The sequence below is a fragment of the Antrihabitans cavernicola genome, from assembly GCF_008297975.1.
Lineage (GTDB): Bacteria > Actinomycetota > Actinomycetes > Mycobacteriales > Mycobacteriaceae > Antrihabitans > Antrihabitans cavernicola.
This window is the reverse complement of sequence record NZ_VLNY01000001.1, coordinates 18,232-39,737: the sequence shown is the minus strand read 5'-3', so window position 1 is coordinate 39,737 and position 21,506 is coordinate 18,232. Positions and strand designations below refer to the sequence as shown.

The window sequence follows — 21,506 nt, the reverse complement described above, 5'->3', positions numbered from 1 at the left end:
GACTCAGGCAGAGTGCGGCGGCAACTCCGGTAGTTCCTTCTCGCGAAGCCAGGCATCCCACAGTCGCCGCAGCGGAATGCTCGTGAAATGTGCTGCCAGGTCGGTGAATTCCTGTGTGGTGACCGACGAATGCCGATGTTTCGCAGTCCACTCGTGCAGCAGCGCGAAGAACTGCTCGTCGCCCAGCTCGATGCGCAAGGTGTGCAGGGTGAGCGCGCCGCGCTTGTACACACGGTCGTCGAACATCAACTCCGGGCCTGGATCGCCCACCACGATGTCCTGCGGCAATCGAGCAAGATTGTGCCGAGCCGCTCGGGCAAGTTGCTCCGCCGTCGGACCGCCTGATTCCTCCGACCACAGCCATTCCGCGTAGCAGGCGAAACCTTCGTGCAGCCAGATGTCTTTCCACGCCGTCAGCGTCAGGCTGTTGCCGAACCACTGATGTGCCATCTCGTGTGCCACAAGGCGTTCCGCACCGCGACGGCCGTCGCAATGGTTGGCGCCGAAGATCGAAATACCCTGTGCCTCGATGGGAATCTCGAGATCGTCGTCGGTGACGACCACTGTGTATTCGGCGAACGGGTACGGGCCGAAGAGTCGCGTGAAGGTCTCCATCATCTGCGGCTGCCGTTCGAAGTCGTGCTCGAACGGAACCCGAAGGCGCGGAGGCAGAATGGCACTCATCGGGACGATGCCGCCCACAAATCGGCGGCGCTCGTAGGAGCCGATCTGCACGGTTGCCAGGTACGTCGCCATCGGTTCGGCCTGTTCGTAGACCCACGTCGTATGGCTTGCCTTGGTCTGCTTTCGCAGCAGCGACCCGTTGGCGAGCGCGTAGAACGGCGAGTCCGTGGTGACCGAAATTCGGTAGCTCGCTTTGGAACTCGGGTGATCGTCACAGGGAAACCAGGACGCGGCGCCGTTGGGCTGGCTCGCGACGATGATGCCCTCGGTGAGCTCCTCCCAGCCGACCTCGCCCCACAGGCTGCGAATCGGTTTCGGGGTCCCGCCGTACTGCACCGAGATGGACAGCGCGCCACCGGCCGGAATCTTCTGCTGCGGAGTGATGGTGAGCTTGCCGTGCTGGTGGCCGTGTTTGGCCGCTCGAGCACCGTTGACCGACACCTTCGTCACGGACAGGCTCTGCGACAGATCCAGAGCGAACTTGGTGAGTACCTCGGTGGTGACAGCCGTGATCGTGGCCTTGGCGGTAAGTCGATTGCTGTCGACCTTGTACTGCAACTCGAGGTCGTAGCGCGAGACGCGGTAGCCGCGATTGCCGTTCTGCGGCAGATACGGATCGATGGGGTCCTCGTAGAACTTCGTCGGCATCTAGGCCCTCCCGTCTTTGTCCACGGGCGTCGTCCACGGCGCGATCGGGTTGCCTTGCCATCGCGTCGACGCCGGGACGGTGTCGCCGCGCATCACCAGCGATGCCGGACCCACCGTGGCGCCGTCGCCGATTCCGGCGGCCGGGAGCGCCACACAGTGCGGCCCCAGCGTCGCACCCGCGCCCAATGTGACCGTATCCATAGCCATGATCCGATCATGGAACAGGTGAGTCTGCACGACGCACCCCCGCTCCACGGTCGCTCCGTCGCCGAGAGTTACGAGATCTGCCTCTGGGAGCCAATAGGATTCGCACCACACGCCCTTGCCGATCGTCGCGCCGAGTCCGCGAAGCCACACGTTGAGAACCGCCGTTCCGGTGGCAGCGCGGGCAAACCATGGCGCGGCAACGGTCTCGACGAACGCGTCGGACACTTCGTTGCGCCAGACGAACGAGCTCCACAACGGATGCTCCACCTTGCCGATCCGGCCTACGACCAGCCACTTCGCGGCAACGGACGATGCGCCGGCAACCGCGCCCGCGATCAGCAGCACGATGCCGCTGAGCAGCGCGGCCAGCCAGTAACCGACGTCGGCGGCAAGCGCGGCGAGCGAGAACAGCACCGCGAGGCCGATGCCGAACGTCAGCATCATGGGCAGCAACCGGCAGGTTTCCACCAGCGCGCGGGCGATCTTGAGCCCGCGTGGGGGATCGAAAGTCCGCTCGGAATCGGCGTCGTTGGCGGCCCTTCGCAGCCGTACCGGCGGGCTACCCAGCCACGACGAACCCGCCTTCGCCTTTGATGGCGCTGCGGACAGCACCGCGACCAGCCCGTTCTTCGGGACGCGTCGCCCGGGTGCCGTCATCCCCGAGTTGCCGAGGAACGCGCGCTTGCCCACCTTCGCCTCGGCGATGTGCATCCAGCCGCCGCCCAGCTCGTAGCTGGCGATCATGGTGTCGTCGGCGAGGAAGGCGCCGTCGGCGACGGTGGTGAATTTCGGGAGCAGCAGCACGGTCGATGCCTCGACGTTCTTGCCGATGTCGGCCCCGAGCAGCCGCAGCCAGCCTGGCGTGAGCAGGCTCGCGTAGAGCGGAAACAGGAAGGTTCGCGCAGAATCCATCAGACGCTCGGTTGCCCAGACCTGCCAGCCGACTCGACTCCGCACGGGGTAGTAGCCCTCGTGCAATCCGATGCCGAGCAATCGGACCGCGATGACCGTCACCACGGCAAAGGCCAGCAGGCTCACCAGCGTCGCCACCGGGAGCATGACCAGACCGCGCAGAAACGCGTCGCCCGCGCCTGCCGAGTCACGCACCCACCACGCGATCAGGGCCAGGCCTGCCGCCAACCCGAGAATCGGCATGGCCGCCAGAGCCATGGACGTGATCCCGAAGACCGCGATCCACTGCGCTGCTCGCGGCGGCGTCTGATCGGGCCACAGGTGGGTCGCCTTGCCGACCTTGACGGCAGGCGAACCGGCCCAGTACTGGCCTGCTTTCACCTTGCCGAGAACGGCAGATCCGGCCGCGACTTCGGCGTTCTTGCCGATCTGCGCACCAGGCAACAGGGTGGAGCGCGCGCCGATCACCGCGCCTGCGCCGATGCTCACAGCACCGATATGGATGACGTCGCCGTCGATCCAGTGGCCGGACAGATCGACCTCCGGTTCCACGGAGCAGCCGTCGCCCAACTCGAGCATGCCGGTGACGGGTGGCAGGGTGTGCAGATCGACGCCCTTGCCGACCTTCGCGCCGAGCGCGCGGGCGTACGGCACCATCCACGGTGCGCCGGAAAGGTTTTCGGCACCGCTGGCTTCGGAGAGCCGTAGCGCGACCCAGAGCCGCAGATGCTCCGATCCGCCGCGTGGGTAGGTGCCCGGTTGCACGCCGTGCAGCAGAATCCGCGATCCGATCACACAGATCGCCATCCGGCCGATCGGCGTGATGAACAGCAAGAAGGCCAGCGTGGTCCACCACCAGGACAGCGTGGGCAGCCAGGCAATCGACGGATGCAACAGATTCGACGCGATCGCCAGCCACGTCACCCATTGCAGGCCGGTCAGGGTGGTCAACGGCACCGTGAGGGCAACCTGCAACAGCTGACTCTTCACCGGCGTGGGCGCGACGATGCGGGGTTCGCCGGCCTCGATGGGAGCGAACTCGTCGAGCATGTCGGCCAGCGACCCCAGCCGTGGGTGATCGTAGAGTTGGGCGACCGTGACTTCGGGGAAGCGCTCGCGTAATGCAGTGACCAGCTGGGCCGCCGCCAACGACCCGCCGCCGACCTCGAAGAAATCGTCGTCCGGTCCGGTGATTTCGGCGCCGAGGATCGAACCCCACAACTGCGCGACCCATGCCGACGTCCCGGTGAGCCCCAGGTCCGCGGCGGCATCGCCCGCACCGGGCAGCGGCCAGGGCAGTGCCGCTCGATCGACTTTGCCCGACGTGCGTGTCGGCAGCTCGTCGACAACGGCAAGACGGGGAATCAAGGCCGCAGGCAGCCGGCCAGCCAGGTGATCGCGCGCTGCCTTGACGTCGAAATCGGCGTCGGTGCTTGCGAGGTAACCCACCAAGATCTGATGCCCGGTCGCGGTGGTCCGCACCGCCGCTGCGGCACCGCTGACGCCGGGCAGGTTCTGCAGCGCGGCGTCCACCTCGCCGAGTTCGATGCGGCGGCCACCCAGCTTCACCTGGTCGTCGGCACGGCCTTGGAAAAGCAGACCGGCGCTGTCGAGTTTGACCAGATCGCCACTGCGGTAGGCGCGATCCCAGCCCAAAGTTTCCATCGGAGCGTACTTTTCGGCGTCCTTCGCCGGATCGAGGTAGCGGGCGAGGCCCACGCCGCCGATGACCAGCTCACCCGAATCGCCCTCCGAGACAGGATTGCCGTCGCCGTCGACGACCGCCAGGTCCCAGCCGTCCAGGGGAAGGCCGATACGAACCGGGCCGGTGCCGGTCAGCGGCGCCGCACACGCGACAACGGTGGCTTCGGTGGGGCCGTAGGTATTCCAGACTTCACGACCTTCGACCACCAGACGCTCGGCCAGCTCCGGCGGCACTGCCTCGCCACCGAAGATCAGCAGGCGCACCGCTTCCAGCGCTTCGGCGGGCCACAGCGCGGCCAGGGTGGGCACGGTCGACACGATGCTGACGTCGTGCGAGACCAGCCACGGGCCCAGATCCATGCCGCTGCGGACCAACGCGCGCGGGGCGGGCACCAGGCACGCACCGTGTCGCCAGGCGAGCCACATCTCTTCGCACGACGCGTCGAACGCGACGGACAAGCCGGCGAGGACGCGGTCCCCGGGCCCGATCGGTGCATCCTGCAAAAACATTCGAGCCTCGGCGTCGACGAAAGCTGCCGCATTGCGATGGCTGACCGCGACACCCTTCGGTGTGCCCGTCGAGCCGGAGGTGAAGATGATCCAGGCGTCGTCGTCCGGTGTCGGAGTGCGGGTGGTGCCGTCCGCGCGCTCGTCCTGCAGCACCAGCCCGTCCGCGACGACGATGGCCCGCACCTCGGCTTCGCCGAACACCAACTCCGCGCGCTCGTCCGGATCGTCTGCGTCGACGGGCACATACGATGCGCCCGCGGCGAGGATGGACAGAATCGCGGCGTAGAGGGAATACGAGCCGGACGGCATCCGCACGCCGATTCGGTCACCCGCCTGCACACCTTCGCGGCCCAGCCAGGCGGCGCCGTCGTCGATCGCATCCATCAGTTCGCTGTAGGACAGGCTGTTTCCACCGTCGTCGATCGCGGGCGCATCCGGATATCTGCGTGCCGTGTCGGTCAGGATGTCGATCAGCGTTCGCGCCGGTGGCGCAAAAGATCCGCGCAGCATCTCGCCTGGAATCTGTTGCGATCTGTCGGCGTCCTGCGACTGAATGGACAAGCGGCGTACCTCTCTCGGAGCGAGCCTGCCAAGCGGCGGGTGAACCGTGTTTATCCCATGCTTTCCTTGCCAACGGGTTAACAGATCACGCACCTCACTCGGGCGGTGGAGCCAGATCCTCCGATCGTCCGAGTGCTTTGAGGGCCAGTCGGTGCAGCGTGTACCGCTCGTCGGGGTCCAGAGCAGCGAGCGCGTGATCCGTCGACTCGCGAATCAGACTATCGACTCGACGCCGTTCCGAGCGTCCTGCCGCGGTGATCGACAGCTGGTATTTCCGTCGATCGGTCGAGTCGCGGGTGCGCAGCACGAAGCCGTCGCCCTCCAGACCGTCGATCAGGCGAACGACGTCGCTGCGGTCGATGCCCAGCGAGTCGGACAGATCTTGCTGGGACAGGTTCTTGCTCTCGTCGAGGCAGACGAGCACCCAGTGCTCGCGCAACGACTCGTCGATCTCGGTATGGAAGCCCTTGTGGAGCTGGCCGAGCACGTAGGTAGGGAATCGAAGCAGGCCATCGGGGTGTACGGAATGCGGCTTGGCTTCGGGCATGCGCCGAATTCTACGTATTGCGGGCTCGAAATATTGTAGGTAAGTTCAATGATTGATTGTACCCACTAAATACGTTGGAGAATCCGATGTCAGATCGTGTTGCCGACAAACCGGTAGTAGCGGAGCCGATCCCCGCCCACGTCTGGCGCCTGGCCGTGGTGGTGGTGTTCGGCGCATTCATGGGAACGCTCGATACGTCGTTGGTGAACATCGGCCTGAAATCCATCGGCACCGATCTGCACGCATCGCTGGACTCGGTGCAGTGGGTCGGCAGTGCGTACCTGCTGGCGCTCGCGGTGTCGCTGCCCGCATGCAGCTGGGTGGGAACTCGCATCGGCGTCGGCCGGTTGTGGTTGACGGCGATGGCGGGATTCACGGTTACCTCGGCCATGTGCGCGTTCGCGCCGACGATCGACTGGCTGATCGTGGCGCGAGTGGTGCAAGGCCTGACTGCCGGCCTGCTGTTGCCCGCCGGGCAGACGATCATCGGTCAGGCCGCAGGCCCGCATCGCCTCGGTAGGGTGATGAGCACCGTCGGTATCGCCGTGATCGTGGCGCCGGCGATCGGGCCGACCGTCGGCGGTCTGATGCTCGAGCACCTCGGCTGGCAGTGGCTGTTCCTGATCAACATCCCGTTCGGCATCGTGGCGCTCGTGCTCGGGAGTCGGATCCTGCCCCGCGGAACAGTGTCGGCGGCGACGCCGTTCGATCTAGGCGGGTTCGTCGCGGTGTCGGCGGGGCTGTCGTTGACGGTGTACGGGCTGGGGGAAGTCGGCATCAGGGGAACCCTCGCGACTCCGAGTACATGGATTCCCTTGCTGGCGGGGGCGGGTGCGCTGGCGATCTTCGGGCTGCGATCCGCCCGGCACGCGCATCCGCTGCTGCATCTGTCGTTGTTTCGCAACCCTGTCTTCGCCGCTGCCAACGTAGCGACGGTGTTCTCGGGAGCGTCGCTGTTCGGCGCAATGTTGTTGTTGCCGCTGTACTTTCAGCAGGTGCACGGTGAGGGCATGCTGGCGACCGGGCTGTTGCTCATGTCGTTCGGCATCGGTGGGATCGTCGCGATGCCCGCCAGTGGCAGGCTGACCGATCGCTATGGTGGCGGCATCGTCGCGACGGCCGGCAGTGCACTCGTCGTGGTATCCACGGTGCCGTTCGCTCTGTTGGATTTGTCGGCGAATCCCGTTCTGGTGCAGGCGCTTCTGTTCCTGCGCGGCATTGCCCTCGGGCTTGCGTCTATGCCGGCGATCACCGCTGCGTACGCGTCGGTATCTCGAGATCAACTGCCCGACGCCACCTCGTTCGTCAACGGACTGCAACGCGTCGGCGGTGCGGTGGGTGCTGCGTTGTTGGCCGTAATCCTTTACCGCGGAACGATATCGGGGCTGAGCATCGATAGTGCGTTCCAGCATGCGTTCTGGTGGCTCACTGCGGCAGCTGTCGTCGCGACGGTGGCGTCGGGCTGGTTGTGGCGGACGCAGGCGAAAGGCTCGGTCCGCGGGGGAAGCTAGTGCAGGCTGCCGACCTGTTGCACAGGGCCGCACTGCACACCGAGCGCCTCGTGGTGGTTGCGGATCGCGTCCGCGTCGGGGCCGTCGAGCAGGCAGTAGGCCACACCTGCATCGTTGTAGTAGAGCTCCACCTGGCGGACGCCGAACTCGTCTGTCTCGCCCTTGGCCAGCTCTGCGATGGCTTCGGCGGGCAGATGCAGACCTTCGTGAACATCTATGAACAGGGCCATGTCAGCCTCCTTGCTTGTATGGACTGCGTTGTTGCAGTGCGAGTAATACGGCACAGGCCGATGATCGGTTCATCGAGATATTGCATGAGACTCGCAGTTACACTAATCTGACAGAACCGGTCGAATAGGAGTGATTGCAATGACTGCGACAGCGTTCTCACGGACCAACGGTTCGGACATCGACAGCGCGTATGCAGACCGACTCGTCGGCCTGTCGATAGCCTCGGTCGAGAAGAACTTCGATCCTTTTCGCGACATCGATTGGGACTCGCCAGATTTCGCTGTCGACCCCACCGACACCCGGTGGATTCTGCCGATGGCAGATCCGCTCGGCAGGCACAGTTGGTACAAGTCCTTGCCGGTGGAGCGGCAGATCGAGATCGGGATGTGGCGACAGGCAGGCATCGCGAAGGTCGGCCTGAACTTCGAGCAGCTGCTCATTCGCGGTCTGATCCACTACGTGTCGAAACTCGACAACCAAGATCCGGAATTTCGCTACATCACCCACGAGGCTGCCGAAGAGTGCAACCACACGATGATGTTCCAGGAGATGATCGACCGGATCGGCATGAAAGACGTTGTCGGCATGGGCTCGATCGACATGTTGCTCGCCAAGGTGATCACGCCGGCCGTCAACTTCTTCCCGTCGTTCTTCTTCACCATGGTCCTCGGCGGCGAAGAGCCGATCGATCACCTACAGAAGTCGGTGCTGCGCGGCGGTGAAGAGTTGCATCCGATGGTGTTGCGAGTCATGCAGATTCACGTGGCGGAGGAAGCGCGTCATATTTCCTTCGCGCACGAATACTTGGAAAAGAACGCGTCCGATCTCGCGTTGGTGCCGAAGTTCGCGTTGTCAGTGCTGATGCCGATCACCATGCGCATCATGGTGTCGATGATCGCAACGCCGCCAAGGGAATTCCGCGACAAGTTCGACATCCCGGACTCGGTGATGAAGGAGTTGTACTGGAGCAGCCCGGAATCCCAGCGGACACTGACCGACATGTTCGCCGACGTGAGGGCACTCGCCCGTAAGTCAGGACTGATCAACCCGGTCTCGAAGTTGGTCTGGCGAGCGTGCGGAATCAGCGGCCACGAGTCCCGCTACCGCAGCGAACCGAGTCGCGCGGCAAGCTGAACTCGAGTCGACGCGGGTTCAGACCGCTGACGCAACGGTGCCGATGCCGAGGGCGGCGAGCACGCCTGCGCTGATCCGATCGAGCCGTTGCGTCACCTTCGGTCGTCGCAATATTTCGACCGCGCGGGACGCCGCGAAGGCCAGCACGATCAGGAATGCTCCGGCGACGACACACTCGATGGCGCCGAGCGTCATCGTGGATCCGAACGTCACCTCGGTGAGGAACTGCGGGACGACGGCCAGGTAGAACAGGCCGACCTTCGGGTTGAACATCGTCGACAACATCCCTGCGAGCGCTGCCGAACGGATCGAGGCCGCAACCGGCACGACGGGTGCCGACTCCTTGGCCTTCTTGCGGTGCGCCAACAATGCGCGAACACCGAGGTAGAGCAGGTAGACGCCACCGATCAGCTTGATGGTGCGGTAGGCCGACGCCGACTGCTCCAGCAGGGCCGCGAGCCCCGCCGCCACCACGACAGCCCACACCAGACCGCCCACCGACGAGCCGATCGCGGCCGCGATCCCGGGGCGGACGCCGCCGATGCTGTATCGCAGCACCAGGAACGAGTCGGGCCCTGGCGTGATGGCCAGCAGCAGACACAATCCGGCAAAGCTGAGCAGCAGAGTGAGGTTCACTCGACGATGAGAACGCACTGGTCACTCAATTGCAAGGGAGTTCTCGCGAGAGAGTCGCCTTGACAATTCCGCAATCGTCCTGCCAATCTTGCTCCAAGGTCACGAGTACCAGCGTTCAGCCCCGGCTTGCTGGTCGGCAACCCTCCTCCGCGGTGGGGTGCTCCGGGTGACGACCGGGCCGATGTCCAAATTCCGGACACGGCAAGCGCGGACTCGAAAGGTTTCTCCTGCGGGTCCCTGGTTTCGATGGGATGTCGTGATGACTGCTGTATTGACCGCCGACCGCACCGCCACAGCGCCGATTGCCCGCGTCTCGGGCTGTGAGCTGCAGGTTCCGCTGGTTGCGGGCGGGACCTGCCGATATGCAAATTTCGATTACGCCGCCAGTGCGCCTGCCTTGGAGCTGGTCACCCAGCGTGTCACCGAACTGCTGCCGACTTATGCCAGCGTTCATCGCGGTGCCGGCTTTGCATCGCGAGTGTCGACGGATGCCTACGAAGGCGCCCGTGCCACGGTGGCCCGTTTCGTGAATGCGGCGGACGATCAAGTGGTCGTTTTCACCCGCAACACCACCGATTCGCTCAATCTGCTCGCCGGGTGCGTGCCTGGTGACACTGTGGTGCTCGACGTGGAGCATCACGCAAACCTGTTGCCGTGGAAGAAGAACGGCCGCCGAGTCGTCGAGGCCGCCGACACGATCGAAGAGACGGTTCGCCGCCTGATCGCCGAACTGTGCACCAAGCCTGCAGCATTGGTTGCGATCACCGGAGCCTCCAACGTGACCGGTGAAGTCCTGCCGATCGAACGGATCGCCACTATCGCGCACCGCTGCGGTGCGCGGATTCTTGTCGACGGCGCGCAGCTGTTGCCGCATCGTCGAATCGACCTGATCGCTTGTGGCGTCGACTATCTCGCGTTCTCCGGCCACAAGCTCTATGCGCCGTTCGGCGCAGGTGTTCTGGTCGGTCGGCGCGACTGGCTCGACGCCGCCGAGCCGTACCTGGCGGGTGGGGGAGCGGTGCAGGAAGTCACTCTCACCGAAACCCGTTGGGCGCCCGCGCCGCAGCGTCACGAAGCGGGCAGCCCCAACGTACTGGGTGTCGCTGCGATCGCCGCCGCCTGCGAAGCGTTGTGCGATATCGGCTCGGCTGCAACGACCAAACACGAGCGGGCACTTGCCGATCGGCTCCGGGGCGGTCTCGATGCAATCGACGGCGTCCACCAACTGCGCCTGTGGGCCGATTGCGACGAATCCGTCGGCATCGTCACCTTCACTGTGGACGGCTTCCAACCCGGCCAGGTCGCCGCCTACCTGTCTGCCGAGCACGGTATCGGCGTTCGGGACGGCCGGTTCTGCGCGCACCCCGTGCTGGCTCGCCTCGGTCTGCCCGGCGCGGTGCGGGCGAGCCTGGGGCTCGGCAGTTGCGCCGACGACGTGGACAGGTTGATGTCGGCGGTGTCGACACTCGTCGAGCAGGGTCCGTCCCGGGAGTATGCGAAAACGGATGGCCACTGGAATCCGACGCCCGAGACCCGCGTGTTTCCCTCCTTCGGTGCGCAGCACGGTGACGGAAGTGCTCCGTGCGCGTAGGGCAGGTATCATCGGCGGCATGACAGGGCAGCCCACGGCGCGCGAGATCACATCTCTGTGCCAGCGTGAGGTTGCGCAGCGCTCCCTGCGGAGTGCGAACGTTTTTCAGCGGCGTCGGCATGTGGATCTGTGCCGTACCGCGTCGGGTAGTTGTTTGCGCTGAGGCCTTTTCACGGCCTACCGCGGCACCCCCACCACGTTCGCACGATTTCCGAGGAATCCCATGTCATCTGTTACTGCCGTCGACACCCGTCTCGTCCGCGTTGCCGTCGAGTTGGCGGGTCGCGGACACCACCCTGCCCTTCGCGGCGGGCTCGATCCGAGAAGCCCGCTCGCACAGTCGGATTACTGGATCGAGCTCACCGGTAGGGATCACACCGATCCGCTCGATCTGGTTGCCGATCCGCCGAACGTGGTGCGGATACGGGCCGCCGACCTGCGCGAAGCGCAGCGGGCACGCGCGGACATCCGAGCCGAAATTGCCGCTGACGGACGCGATCCCGATTCCGTGACGGTACTGCTCGATGTCGACACCTTGATCGGGCCGACCGCTCCTGATGCACGTCGAGAACTGGCGCAGCTGGATTCGACGCTGGACCGCGCGAAGAACGACACCGTCGCCTATGTCGGTACCGCGTCAGGCCTTATCAGCTTGATCGCAGATGTGCAGGCAGCAGAGGTCGCGGACGGCGTCACGCTGCGCCCGCTCGCTCTGCCCGGAACGCTGGAACTCATTGTCAGCGATGTGATTCCGTGGCTGGAGTCGCGTGGATCGACCAACCACTCGGACAAGCTGGCAGAGGTGCTCGCGCGGTTCGGCGCTCACGCGGTCAAGCGTGCCGTCGCATCCTGAGCGGTGTCCACAACGCGGATCCGACGGTCCGGGTCGAATCTGTACCCGGCACCGCGGACCGTGCTGACCATCGTGGCGTAGCGGCCGAGCTTGGCCCTGATTCTCGAGACGTGCACATCGATGCGTCGGCCCGCCGACTGGAGCGACTCGGTCGCGTCGGCGAGCGTGAGCAGTTCCGACCGTGCCACGACCGATCGCGGTCGACGCACCAGTTGGGCTAGCACCTCGAACTCGGAGTAGCTCAGGTCGATGTCGACACCCTGGATCAGCACCTGTCGTGCAGGCAGGTCGACGATCACCGCGGGAGCCGCCGAACTCGGCACGACATGCGTCAAAGTGGTTGCTCGCGGAGCGATTTCGTGCGCGGCCCGACGCAGGGCATCGGCGACGGCGATGACATCGCGAGGGGAGCCGACATCGCCGTCGGGCATCTGGACGACGACGGTGACGGTGGTGGTCACGGCGACTACTCGCCGAGCGGAGTGGGCCGGTGGTAGCGCCCGTTGTGATACAGCAAGGGAGCACCCGACGGCCCGTCGCCGCCGGTGTCGTCGTGCACCCGGGTGACCAACGCGATCACCAACGTGTGGTCGCCGACCGGAATCAATTGCTGCACAGTCACTCGTAGCCAGATCGGTGTGCCGTAGAGGACGGGCTCACCGCTTTCGAGGCGAGTCCACAACGATGTGTCGCTGAAGCGTTCTTCCGCCGACCGAGCGAACCGCTGCGCGAGATGCCGTTGGTGCTCGCCGAGGAAGTGGATGACGTACGACTCGGCGGCATGCAAAGCGTCGATGCTCGACGATGTGTGCGCGATGTTGAACGAAACCAGCGGCGGCGCCAGCGAAATGGAGGCGAACGAGGTGGCGGTGAAGCCGACCGGGCCTGTCGTCGAATCGAGCGTGACGACGGTGACGCCTGCGGGGTAGTGGCGCATTGCCGCGCGGTACTGCTCGGCCGCAATCCCGCTTGCATCGTCGGGAATTGCTATGCCGGCAAACTTTTCGGTATCGGAATAGTCGGTATCGGGATAGTCGGACATCGGTGACTCCGGACTCGAGATGTGGTGTTCGGGCCTGATCTACCTCAGGACGAACACATGCTCGCGGCAGTACGGCACAAGTCTACGTGCCGCCGACTCCACACTCCGATACTCATGATGGATCGACTATATGCGATCGCGGTCAGTCGACGTCGATCGCCAACCCGGCGGTGATACGCAGCAACTCCGCAAAGGTGGTGCGGAAGATCGTGTTCGGATGGCCGCCCGCTGCCCAGAGTTCGGGGAACTCAGCGAGGGCGTTGTCGATGTACGTCGGCAGGTTGGTCGGGTGGCCGACCGGCGCTACCCCGCCGATCGGCTGACCGGTCGCATGTTTGACCGCCGCTGCGGGTGCGCGTGTCAGTGTTCCGTCCAGACGGCTGCCGGTGGCGTCGACATCGACCTGATGTGCGCCCGAGACCAGCAGCAACACCGGATCGTCGTCGAGCAGGAACACCAGTGACTTGGTAATCGCACCGATCGCCACGCCGAGTGCTGCAGCGGCCTCGGCGGCGGTATGTGTGGCCTCCGGTTGCGTGACGATCACGCCGTGGTGTCCGCGCGCAATGAGGGTGTCTGCAACGTGGGATGCGTTGGGGTGCAGAAGCCTCGCCATGTCCCCAGTTTATGGCGATTGCGGGACCCCGTCGCGTCAGTAGTCCGGGTAGCCCTCTTCTGGGCCGAGCATCCGCTTGATTCGAATCCTGTTGATTCTTGCGAGTTCGTCGTAGCAGGCTTTGCGTTCGGCGTGATCGTCGATCAGGTTCCGGTAGCCCTGCATCACGGTGTCGATATCGGTATCCGAGAGCGCGGACAGTTCGGAATCAGCGTGCGTGAACAACGTGGCGTAGGAGTCGTACGGTCGGGCGTCTGCGAGCTTGTCCGCCCACACGACCGAGCAACAACACTCGAACAACGCATGCCGCGCGTGGGTGCGCGGTAGGGCGTTGAAACGGTCCAATCCGATTCCCTGGTGCATCAACATCTTGACCTCCGATGGTGATTGCTTGACTACGACCCTTTCATAGTCTGCTGGTCACCCGCTCCGATACCAGCTCTGACCGGGGAATTTGCATACCTTTAACAGTGCCGTATCGAGGCCGGATGCGGCTGGTTAGGCTGCTGACATGACTGACTGGAAAGCGTTCACCGTCGAGACCGAGAACCATGTTGCGCAGGTCACCCTGATCGGACCGAACAAGGGCAACGCGATGGGCCCGGACTTCTGGCGCGAACTGCCGGAGATCTTCACCGAGCTCGACGCCGACCCCGACGTGCGGGCCGTTGTCCTCGCCGGCTCTGGCAAGAACTTCTCCTACGGTCTCGATCTCGGCGCGATGAGTCACCTCTTCGGTCCGCTGCTGGCCGACAAGGCGCTCGCAGCGCCGCGCACCGATTTTCACAACACCGTCAAGACCATGCAGGCGTCCATCACTGCTGTCGCCGATTGCCGCAAGCCGGTGATCGCCGCTGTCCAGGGGTGGTGCATCGGCGGCGGTGTGGATCTGATCGCTGCCGTCGATATTCGGTACGCGAGCGCCGACGCGAAGTTCAGTATTCGCGAGGTCAAGGTCGCGATCGTCGCCGACATGGGCTCGCTGCAGCGGCTGCCTGCGATCATCGGAGACGGTCATCTGCGTGAGCTCGCGTTGACGGCCAAGGACATCGATGCAGCGCGCGCCGAGAAGATCGGGCTGGTCAACGACGTGTTCGACGACGCCGATGCGGTACTTGCCGCCGCTCACGCCACTGCCCGTGAGATCGCGAACAATCCGCCACTGGTTGTGCAGGGAACGAAGGATGTCCTGGGCGAGGAACGTCGAACCGTCGTCGCCGACAACCTCCGCTACGTCGCTGCATGGAACGCGGCTTTCCTGCCGTCGCACGACCTCACCGAAGCCGTCAGCTCTGTCTTCGAGAAGCGGGAGCCCGACTTCAAGGGAGAGTAAAGCCTCATATATCGGTTGCCCTACGGGGTCGCCCACGCACATAATTGCATCTTGCAACTAGTTGAATACTGCAAGCAAGGAATGTTGTGAGTGGTACCGAGGAGTTTGCCGACCAGATCAGCGAACGGCTGGTCAAGCTGCAACGGATGCGCGATCGAACGGTGGCGCAGATTGCGGCGTACGCCAAGGGCGACCTGGAACCGGCCGCTTACGCCAGCCTGTTTCATCTGATCGCCGACGGACCCATGCGCTCGGGTGCTCTCGCCGAATCGCTGTTCTCGGATCCGTCGACGGTGAGTAGGCAGGTCGCGCAATTAGTGGATCGCAAGCTGGTCGAGCGGCTCGCGGATCCGTCGGACGGGCGGGCGAGCGTACTTGCGATCACCGCCACGGGACGCGAGATGGCCGACCACGTACGCAACCGACGCAATGCCAACCTCGGTCGCGTCATCGCCAAGTGGCCTGCGTCGGACTGTGCCGAGCTGATCCGATTGCTCGACAGATTCATCGGTGACTACGAGAAATGTCGACCGGACATGGTCGCCGCGGTCCGCCACGAAACCGCAGCGCGATCCGATAAAGGAGGTGTCACAACGTGACCGCACAAGAAACAGTCGAGGAATCGCCTGCCGGATTCACTCACCGCCAGATCCTGACGATCCTCAGCGGCCTGATGTTGGGCATGCTGATGGCGGCGTTGGATCAGACCATCGTGTCCACTGCGATCCGCACGATTGCCGACGAACTGAACGGCTATTCGCTGCAGGCGTGGGTGACCACCGCGTATCTGATCACCGCGACGTTGGCGACACCGCTCTACGGCAAGTTGTCCGACATGTACGGGCGCAAGCCATTTTTCATGGCGGCGATCACGATCTTCGTCGTCGGCTCGCTGCTGTGTACGGTCGCGAATTCTATGTACATGCTCGCTGCGTTCCGCGCGTTCCAGGGCGCCGGTGCCGGTGGTTTGATGTCGTTGGCGCTGACGATTCTCGGGGACATCCTCGGGCCGCGCGAACGTGCGAAGTATCAGGGTTACTTCTTGGCCGTGTTCGGAACATCGAGCGTGATCGGACCTGTTCTGGGCGGCCTGTTCGCGGGTCAGTCGACCATTCTCGGCATCTCCGGCTGGCGCTGGGTGTTCTTGGTGAACATTCCGATCGGGCTGTTTGCGCTGGTGGTCGTCTACCGGGTACTGCACCTGCCGAAGGTGCAGAAGTCGCGGGTGCGCGTCGACTGGTGGGGTGCGCTGGTTCTCGCGATCGGCATAGTCCCGATCCTCATCGTCGCCGAGCAAGGGCGCGAATGGGGTTGGGGGAGTGGCAGAGCCATTCTTTGCTACGTGATCGGTGTGGTCGGCGTTCTCGGCTTCATCGGCATCGAGGCAAAGCTGAAGGATGCTGCGCTGATTCCGCTGCGAATGTTCAAGAACACGACTTTCGCTCTGGGCGTTGTCATTTCGATCGTGGTCGGCGCGGCGATGTTCGGTGGCATCTCGTTGGTGCCGCAGTACCTGCAGGTGGTTCGCGGTGCCAGTCCCACGATGGCGGGCCTGCAGATGCTGCCGTTGGTGCTGGGTTTGATGTCGGGGTCGATCGTGTCCGGTCAGCTGATCTCGCGCACCGGTCGCTATCGCGCGTTCCCCTTGATCGGCGCGACGATGCTGACGCTAGGACTTTTCCTTCTGCACTTCGTCGCCGTCGATACTCCGCTTTTGCTGACCATGTTGTTCATGCTGATCACCGGCTTCGGTTTGGGCAACCTGATGCAGCCGCTCACCTTGGCGCTGCAGAATGCGTTGCCTCCCAAGGACATGGGTGTGTCGACCGCGGCTGCCACGTTCTTCCGGCAGATCGGCGGCACGCTTGGTGTAGCGGTGTTCCTCTCGATCCTGTTCTCGCAGTTGACGCCGAACATCGGCAACGAATTGCAATCAGCGGCAAAGGATCCGGTGTTCCAGCAGGCCGTAGCGCTGGGCGTGCACAGTAGCAATCCGGCCGACGCGGCATTGGCAACCGGGCTTGCGAATCACGATGTGTCAGCGGCAGGCAGTGTGCTGAGCGACAGTTCGGTGATCCAAAAGCTGAGCCCGGCGCTGGCGCATCCGTTGAAGGTCGGTTTCGCCGACTCGATGTCGACGGTGTTCCTTGCCGTCACGGCGATCGCCTTGATTGCCCTTGTCCTCGTGTTGTTCTGGAAGGAAGTGCCGCTGCGGCTCAGCGGCGGTATCGCATCCAGGGCGAACGATGATGCTGCTGAGGCGGAGAAGAGTCGGTAGGTCGCAGCTTGGGCATTCACGTTGCCCTAGCTGAGAATTCGGGTCAGCAGAGCGGTGAGGATGTTCCGATCGGCTGTCGATAGCGCCTTGCACAGGTTGTCCTGAACGTCGCTCAGGGCGGCGTCCAACTCATCGAGTCGGTGCCGCCCGGCGGCGGTCAGCGTGATCAAGTTGCGACGGCGGTCAGCGGGGTCAGGCGCACGGTCCACGTGACCTTGCGCCGCCAGTTCGATCACCATGGAGTGCGTATCGCTTTGGTCGATTCCACACCGCTGGCCGATCTGCACCTGACTGCTCGGGCCGAACTCCTCCACGGTGGCGAGGATCGCGAAGTGGTAGGCGTGCGCATTCGCTGCGCCCATCGCTTCTGCGACGAGCTGGTGGGCTCTTGCCGACGCTTTGTTGATCAGCCAGCTGGGCTTGTTGCGCAATCGGGTCGAGGCATCCGTCTCCATGGCGGAATTCTAGCCAATCCCTTGGTCGAACCAACCGATTGCGCTATCCTTGGGCTGACCAAGCTTGGTTGACCCAAGGATTAAGGCAGGGAGATGTCACTAACTCTGAACGAAGCAGGCGCTATCAGCCTCCGGGTGCGCGAGCACGCCGAAACCCTCGGCGCCCTGGTCACCGTCGCGATTGTCGACGGCGGTGGGCACTTGCGGGCTCTCGATCGTATGGACGGGGCATCGCCCTTGTCGGCTCGGGTTGCTCCGGCCAAGGCGTCGAGCTGCGCGCTGTTCCACCGCGACGGCGCTGACCTGATGGCGATGCAGCAGGCGTGGCCTGCCGTGTTTACGCAGATCGATCAAATAGCAGGAGCGCCCATCATTGCCGGCGCCGGCTCTCGGCTGATCAAGCACGGCGATGTCGTCGTCGGCGCGATCTCGGTCAGCGGAAGCACCCCGGAACAGGACGACGAGTGTGCCGACGTTGGGCTCGGTCTCGAAACGACCTGAATCGACTCCGTCGACGATCGCCGGAGTGTGTCGGACCGTGTCACCTCTCAGGACATCGGTGACAGTTCTGTGTCGAGACACCGGTGACGTAGATGTCTTGATGAAGAACTGTCACCCATGTCCTGAGACATCACAAAGTGTGTCGGACACCCGGAGTAGTCTCGAATACATGTTCGATACAGGGGTGGTTGAGGAGGCTGACGCGGCGGGGGTTGCTGCGTTGGTCGGGTGGTTAGCGGGTGTGGGTGGTGATGTCGACGATGGTGCACGGATCGATCTGTTGCGGGCGCTCGAGGATGTGAAAGCGGCGTGTGTGGCGGCGCAAGCGAAGACGGCGGCGGATTTCGAGGCATCTCGGATCGCCTTGCGTGCGGCGGCGGGAGTTCCCAAGTATCGACGCAACCGCGGAATCTCGTCGGAAATCGCGTTGGCACGGCGTGATTCACCGCATCGTGGCAGTCAGCATCTGGGGTTTGCCCAGGCGATGGTGGACATGCCGCACACGTTGGCGTTGTTGGAGCGGGGGTTGCTCAACGAATGGCGGGCCACGATCCTGGTCCGCGAAACCGCGTGTTTGGACCGTGAGGACCGCACCGGGATCGATGCCGAACTCTGCGCCGACCCGACCACGCTCGACGGGTTGGGTGACCGGGCGTTGACGGCGACAGTGCGGGAGCATGCGGCCCGGCGTGATGCCGAGGCGATGGTGAAGCGGGCCAGCAAAGCTGTCGGTGATCGGCGGGTCACGACCAGGCCTGCCCACGACACCATGGCCTACGTCAACGCCCTGCTCCCGGTCGATCAGGCGGTCGCGATCCAAGCGATCCTGGGTCGGGATGCAGACAGTCTCCGGGCCGGCGGGGACGAGCGGACCAGGTCGCAAATCATGGCGGATCTGTTGGTGGAACGGGTCACCGGGATCAGCGCGGTGGTGGGTCCGCCGATCACGGTGAACTTGGTGATCTCCGACGAATCACTCTTCGCGGACGGGACCGATGCTGCCCACGTCGAGGGTTACGGGCCGATTCCGGCGGGGTTGGCCCGGCATTGGGTCAAGGACCGCAACAACCTCGAATTACGCAGGGTGTATGCCAACCCGACGACGGGTGCGTTGACGACCATGGAATCGGTGTCGCGGTGTTTCCCACCGGGATTGGCGCGGTTCATCGATGTTCGGGACCGGTACTGCCGGGCACCGTGGTGTGATGCGCCGATCCGGCATCGTGATCACATCGTCGAACATCAGGCGGGTGGACCGACCACCGCCGACAATGGGGCCGGGTTGTGCGAGGCGTGTAATCATGCGAAGCAAGGCGCAGGGTGGCAGTCGCAACCGGTGACACAGAAACCGGGCGAACGCCATTCCTACCGATTCACCATCCCGACCGGGCACGAGTACACCTCGACTGCACCACCGACACCGACACCACTCGATATCTACATGCCCGCCGAACGATGGGTCAGAACCGTCCTCTACGAAGCAGCCTGACTTCGCGCTGACCATATCGGCCGTCGACGGTGGGCTACCGGTAGCATTCGGGGTCGTTCGCATGCTCGAATGTCGTTTTGCTACGCGAGGAGAAGTTCGAATGCCGCTGCCTGAACCGCCAGAGACAGTGCAGGTTCCAGGGGCGATCTTCACAACATCGTGGCCGGTCCGAAGTGCCGATGTGGATCCGGAACGAAATCTCAGACTCGACGGCGTAGCCAGGTACCTGCAAGACATCGGCTTCGACAACCTCGATGCAAACGGTGCCAGCGAAGCGCATCCGCTGTGGATCGTTCGGCGAACGGTCATCGATGTCGTTCGACCGATCGTGTGGCCGAGCACAGTTCAGCTGACGCGCTGGTGCTCCGGATTGTCGAGTCGCTGGTGCAACATGCGTGTTCGGATCGAATCGGACAACGGCGGCCTGATCGACACCGAGGCGTTCTGGATCAACATCAATCCGGACAGCGGAATGCCGTCGCGAATCGAAGAAGAGTTCATGGCGCCGATGGCCGACACGGCCACCGATCACCGGCTCAAGTGGAAGCGGTTGTTGACCGAAGACGCTCCCGCCGACATCGCGGACGTGCCGTTCGTGTTGCGCGGCAGCGACATCGACCCGCTGCAGCACCTGACCAACTCGATCTATTGGCAGCCGATCGAGGACCTGGTGCGCGTCAAAACCGATCTCCATGCGGCGCCGTTTCGGGCAGTGCTCGAGTACATGAAGCCGATCGAACCCGGTTCGACCATCAACATCCGTTCGCGCGACGAAAGCGACGGTCTCAGTGCATGGTTCGTGTCCGGCGACGACACGATGGCCATCGCGCGCGTGACCGCGCAATAGGAGGTGCTAGGAACCGGATCCCGTACTGGATCCGGTCACTGCGAGCCCTGACGCGGACGCGCCCCAGCTGAGCAGGGTGGTAAGCCAATCGCCGAAGTTCAGTACTCCCATGGTTTTTCGACCTTCTGCTAGTTGGGGACAGGTCCGGTCACGTCGCCCACTCCGGCGAACCCGCAGGTGGCGTCATCTGTCTTGTTTCCGCCTTGACTGACAATGCCCGCAAACGCGATGCCGCAGTTACCGGAAGCGCCCGCGACCTTGTTGTTCGCAACCACCGAATCGCGAATGTAGAGATGGGCCAACTTCGGATCGCGTTGGTTGCTCAACGAGTCGAGATACCCGGGTGCGATCAAGATGCCCGCAGCCGAGTCGGTGGCCGAGTTTCCGGTGATCGTGGTGTTGTCGACATGGACATCCGCGAACCCACGAAGGTCGAGTCCGCCGCCGTAGCCGGCCTGACTCCTACCCAGGTACCACTTGTGCGGATTGCTCACGTGGTTGTCGGTGATGGTCGTATGGCTGATGACGCAGGTGTTGTCACAACGAACGCCGCCGGTCTCGTTCGCATGATTTCCGGTGACCAGGCTGTTCGTCATCACCATGTCCGACCACGGCAGATTCTGAATCGCACCCGCGAAGTCCGAAGTGTTGTTGGACAGGGTCACGTGATCCAGCGTCAGACGTGAGCTGTTGAGAATGCCACCACCGCCGGTGTCGTAGAACGGAATTTCGTGTTCGCGCGCCACGCCGCCGGTGACCGTCAGCCCCCTGATCGTGGACACGGCGGTGACCATGAAGACTCGGTCCACGCCGGCGCCGTCGAGGATCGTGGCATCGGCCCCTGCTCCCTCGATGGTCGTCGGCGCTGCGATGTCGAGATCGCCCCGCGTCGGATCGATGACAGGGCCGTTGGTGGTCAACGGATTCGGCGGCAGCGCAAGGGTGTAATGGCCCGCCGGAATGGCGATGGTGCTGCCCGGGCGAACGTTCGCAGCCTGTATGGCGGCTCGTACGCTGCAACCGCCACTCGCGGTGACGCACCGGCCGCTGAACGGTTGCGTCGAAGCCTCGTCGATCGTGGTGTTCACGGTGAATGTCGGTGCGGGAGCAGCCGTTGCGGTCGCGCTACCCAGGGCGGCAGTCGACGCGCCGATCACAACCGCGATGGCTGTGAATCCAACGAAAGTTCGTGTTCGGTGCGTCATCTGCGTCCCGA

At 64.0% G+C, this 21,506-nt stretch carries 22 protein-coding genes and 1 riboswitch; of the genes, 10 read left to right on the top strand and 12 right to left on the bottom strand.

Going from position 1 to position 21,506, the window contains the following annotated elements; translation table 11 throughout:
• Positions 1 to 3: 3 nt before the first annotated feature.
• The 3 genes from FOY51_RS00175 to FOY51_RS00165 form a co-directional block, all read right to left on the bottom strand.
• Complete coding sequence (locus tag FOY51_RS00175) at positions 4 to 1,332, bottom strand: M1 family metallopeptidase (RefSeq protein WP_149428201.1); 1,329 nt, start codon at positions 1,330 to 1,332, stop codon at positions 4 to 6.
• On the bottom strand, positions 1,333 to 5,226 hold the full coding sequence (locus FOY51_RS00170; RefSeq protein WP_149428200.1) for a Pls/PosA family non-ribosomal peptide synthetase: 3,894 nt from the start codon (positions 5,224 to 5,226) through the stop codon (positions 1,333 to 1,335).
• 94 nt (positions 5,227 to 5,320) lie between these two features.
• A complete protein-coding gene (locus FOY51_RS00165; RefSeq protein ID WP_149428199.1) occupies positions 5,321 to 5,773 on the bottom strand; it encodes a MarR family winged helix-turn-helix transcriptional regulator in 453 nt (150 codons plus the stop codon).
• Between the two features lie 86 nt (positions 5,774 to 5,859).
• On the opposite strand from FOY51_RS00165, the gene FOY51_RS00160 reads away from it, so the two are divergent.
• On the top strand, positions 5,860 to 7,284 hold the full coding sequence (locus FOY51_RS00160) for an MDR family MFS transporter (RefSeq protein WP_149428198.1): 1,425 nt from the start codon (positions 5,860 to 5,862) through the stop codon (positions 7,282 to 7,284).
• Here FOY51_RS00160 and FOY51_RS00155 read toward each other — a convergent pair.
• The gene (locus FOY51_RS00155; protein WP_149428197.1) at positions 7,281 to 7,514 is read right to left on the bottom strand and encodes a nickel-binding protein; all 234 of its coding nucleotides are present in this window, start codon (positions 7,512 to 7,514) and stop codon (positions 7,281 to 7,283) included. The two genes, FOY51_RS00160 and FOY51_RS00155, sit on opposite strands and share 4 nt — an antisense overlap.
• Before the next feature lie 139 nt (positions 7,515 to 7,653).
• Here FOY51_RS00155 and FOY51_RS00150 point away from each other — a divergent pair, with 139 nt between their 5' ends.
• A complete protein-coding gene (locus tag FOY51_RS00150) occupies positions 7,654 to 8,649 on the top strand; it encodes an AurF N-oxygenase family protein (RefSeq protein ID WP_149428196.1) in 996 nt (331 codons plus the stop codon).
• Positions 8,650 to 8,667: 18 nt separating this feature from the next.
• Here the strand turns inward: FOY51_RS00150 and FOY51_RS00145 are convergent, their stop codons facing one another.
• Positions 8,668 to 9,285 carry a LysE family translocator gene (locus FOY51_RS00145; RefSeq protein WP_149428195.1) on the bottom strand — a complete coding sequence of 206 codons (618 nt, stop codon included), beginning with the start codon at positions 9,283 to 9,285 and terminating at the stop codon, positions 8,668 to 8,670.
• 97 nt (positions 9,286 to 9,382) lie between these two features.
• Positions 9,383 to 9,499, top strand: a riboswitch (SAM riboswitch).
• 45 nt (positions 9,500 to 9,544) lie between these two features.
• Here FOY51_RS00145 and FOY51_RS00140 point away from each other — a divergent pair.
• Positions 9,545 to 10,876: an aminotransferase class V-fold PLP-dependent enzyme gene (locus tag FOY51_RS00140; protein ID WP_149428194.1), complete on the top strand. Its 1,332-nt coding sequence runs from the start codon at positions 9,545 to 9,547 to the stop codon at positions 10,874 to 10,876.
• Between the two features lie 223 nt (positions 10,877 to 11,099).
• Complete coding sequence (locus tag FOY51_RS00135) at positions 11,100 to 11,729, top strand: LLM class oxidoreductase (RefSeq protein ID WP_149428193.1); 630 nt, start codon at positions 11,100 to 11,102, stop codon at positions 11,727 to 11,729.
• On the opposite strand, the gene FOY51_RS00130 is transcribed toward FOY51_RS00135, so the two are convergent.
• The 5 genes from FOY51_RS00130 to FOY51_RS00115 are packed head-to-tail and all read right to left on the bottom strand — an operon-like array spanning position 11,699 to position 13,756.
• Positions 11,699 to 12,190, bottom strand: a complete 492-nt coding sequence (locus tag FOY51_RS00130; protein WP_235916006.1) for a winged helix-turn-helix domain-containing protein — start codon at positions 12,188 to 12,190, stop codon at positions 11,699 to 11,701. The genes FOY51_RS00135 and FOY51_RS00130 overlap by 31 nt on opposite strands.
• Before the next feature lie 5 nt (positions 12,191 to 12,195).
• Positions 12,196 to 12,771, bottom strand: coding sequence for a flavin reductase family protein (locus FOY51_RS00125; protein ID WP_149428192.1), 576 nt, complete (start codon positions 12,769 to 12,771; stop codon positions 12,196 to 12,198).
• 44 nt (positions 12,772 to 12,815) lie between these two features.
• The gene (locus tag FOY51_RS27895; RefSeq protein ID WP_353961350.1) at positions 12,816 to 12,887 is read right to left on the bottom strand and encodes a putative leader peptide; all 72 of its coding nucleotides are present in this window, start codon (positions 12,885 to 12,887) and stop codon (positions 12,816 to 12,818) included.
• A gap of 26 nt (positions 12,888 to 12,913) precedes the next feature.
• Positions 12,914 to 13,387: a YbaK/EbsC family protein gene (locus FOY51_RS00120; protein WP_149428191.1), complete on the bottom strand. Its 474-nt coding sequence runs from the start codon at positions 13,385 to 13,387 to the stop codon at positions 12,914 to 12,916.
• Positions 13,388 to 13,423: 36 nt separating this feature from the next.
• A complete protein-coding gene (locus FOY51_RS00115) occupies positions 13,424 to 13,756 on the bottom strand; it encodes a 2-oxo-4-hydroxy-4-carboxy-5-ureidoimidazoline decarboxylase (protein WP_149428190.1) in 333 nt (110 codons plus the stop codon).
• Between the two features lie 142 nt (positions 13,757 to 13,898).
• On the opposite strand from FOY51_RS00115, the gene FOY51_RS00110 reads away from it, so the two are divergent.
• The 3 genes from FOY51_RS00110 (at position 13,899) to FOY51_RS00100 (ending at position 16,998) form a co-directional block, all read left to right on the top strand.
• Complete coding sequence (locus tag FOY51_RS00110; protein ID WP_149428189.1) at positions 13,899 to 14,720, top strand: crotonase/enoyl-CoA hydratase family protein; 822 nt, start codon at positions 13,899 to 13,901, stop codon at positions 14,718 to 14,720.
• A gap of 86 nt (positions 14,721 to 14,806) precedes the next feature.
• The gene (locus FOY51_RS00105; protein WP_235916005.1) at positions 14,807 to 15,319 is read left to right on the top strand and encodes a MarR family winged helix-turn-helix transcriptional regulator; all 513 of its coding nucleotides are present in this window, start codon (positions 14,807 to 14,809) and stop codon (positions 15,317 to 15,319) included.
• Complete coding sequence (locus FOY51_RS00100) at positions 15,316 to 16,998, top strand: MDR family MFS transporter (RefSeq protein ID WP_149428188.1); 1,683 nt, start codon at positions 15,316 to 15,318, stop codon at positions 16,996 to 16,998. Before FOY51_RS00105 ends, FOY51_RS00100 begins: the two co-directional genes overlap by 4 nt.
• Before the next feature lie 26 nt (positions 16,999 to 17,024).
• On the opposite strand, the gene FOY51_RS00095 is transcribed toward FOY51_RS00100, so the two are convergent.
• The gene (locus tag FOY51_RS00095) at positions 17,025 to 17,453 is read right to left on the bottom strand and encodes a MarR family winged helix-turn-helix transcriptional regulator (protein WP_149428187.1); all 429 of its coding nucleotides are present in this window, start codon (positions 17,451 to 17,453) and stop codon (positions 17,025 to 17,027) included.
• A 93-nt stretch (positions 17,454 to 17,546) separates the two neighbouring features.
• On the opposite strand from FOY51_RS00095, the gene FOY51_RS00090 reads away from it, so the two are divergent.
• From FOY51_RS00090 to FOY51_RS00080, 3 genes are all read left to right on the top strand, one after another.
• On the top strand, positions 17,547 to 17,954 hold the full coding sequence (locus tag FOY51_RS00090; protein ID WP_149428186.1) for a GlcG/HbpS family heme-binding protein: 408 nt from the start codon (positions 17,547 to 17,549) through the stop codon (positions 17,952 to 17,954).
• Positions 17,955 to 18,123: 169 nt separating this feature from the next.
• Positions 18,124 to 19,443, top strand: coding sequence for an HNH endonuclease (locus tag FOY51_RS00085; protein ID WP_149428185.1), 1,320 nt, complete (start codon positions 18,124 to 18,126; stop codon positions 19,441 to 19,443).
• 100 nt (positions 19,444 to 19,543) lie between these two features.
• Positions 19,544 to 20,290 carry an acyl-[acyl-carrier-protein] thioesterase gene (locus FOY51_RS00080; RefSeq protein ID WP_149428184.1) on the top strand — a complete coding sequence of 249 codons (747 nt, stop codon included), beginning with the start codon at positions 19,544 to 19,546 and terminating at the stop codon, positions 20,288 to 20,290.
• A gap of 128 nt (positions 20,291 to 20,418) precedes the next feature.
• On the opposite strand, the gene FOY51_RS00075 is transcribed toward FOY51_RS00080, so the two are convergent.
• A complete protein-coding gene (locus FOY51_RS00075) occupies positions 20,419 to 21,495 on the bottom strand; it encodes a right-handed parallel beta-helix repeat-containing protein (protein WP_149428183.1) in 1,077 nt (358 codons plus the stop codon).
• Positions 21,496 to 21,506: the final 11 nt, after the last annotated feature.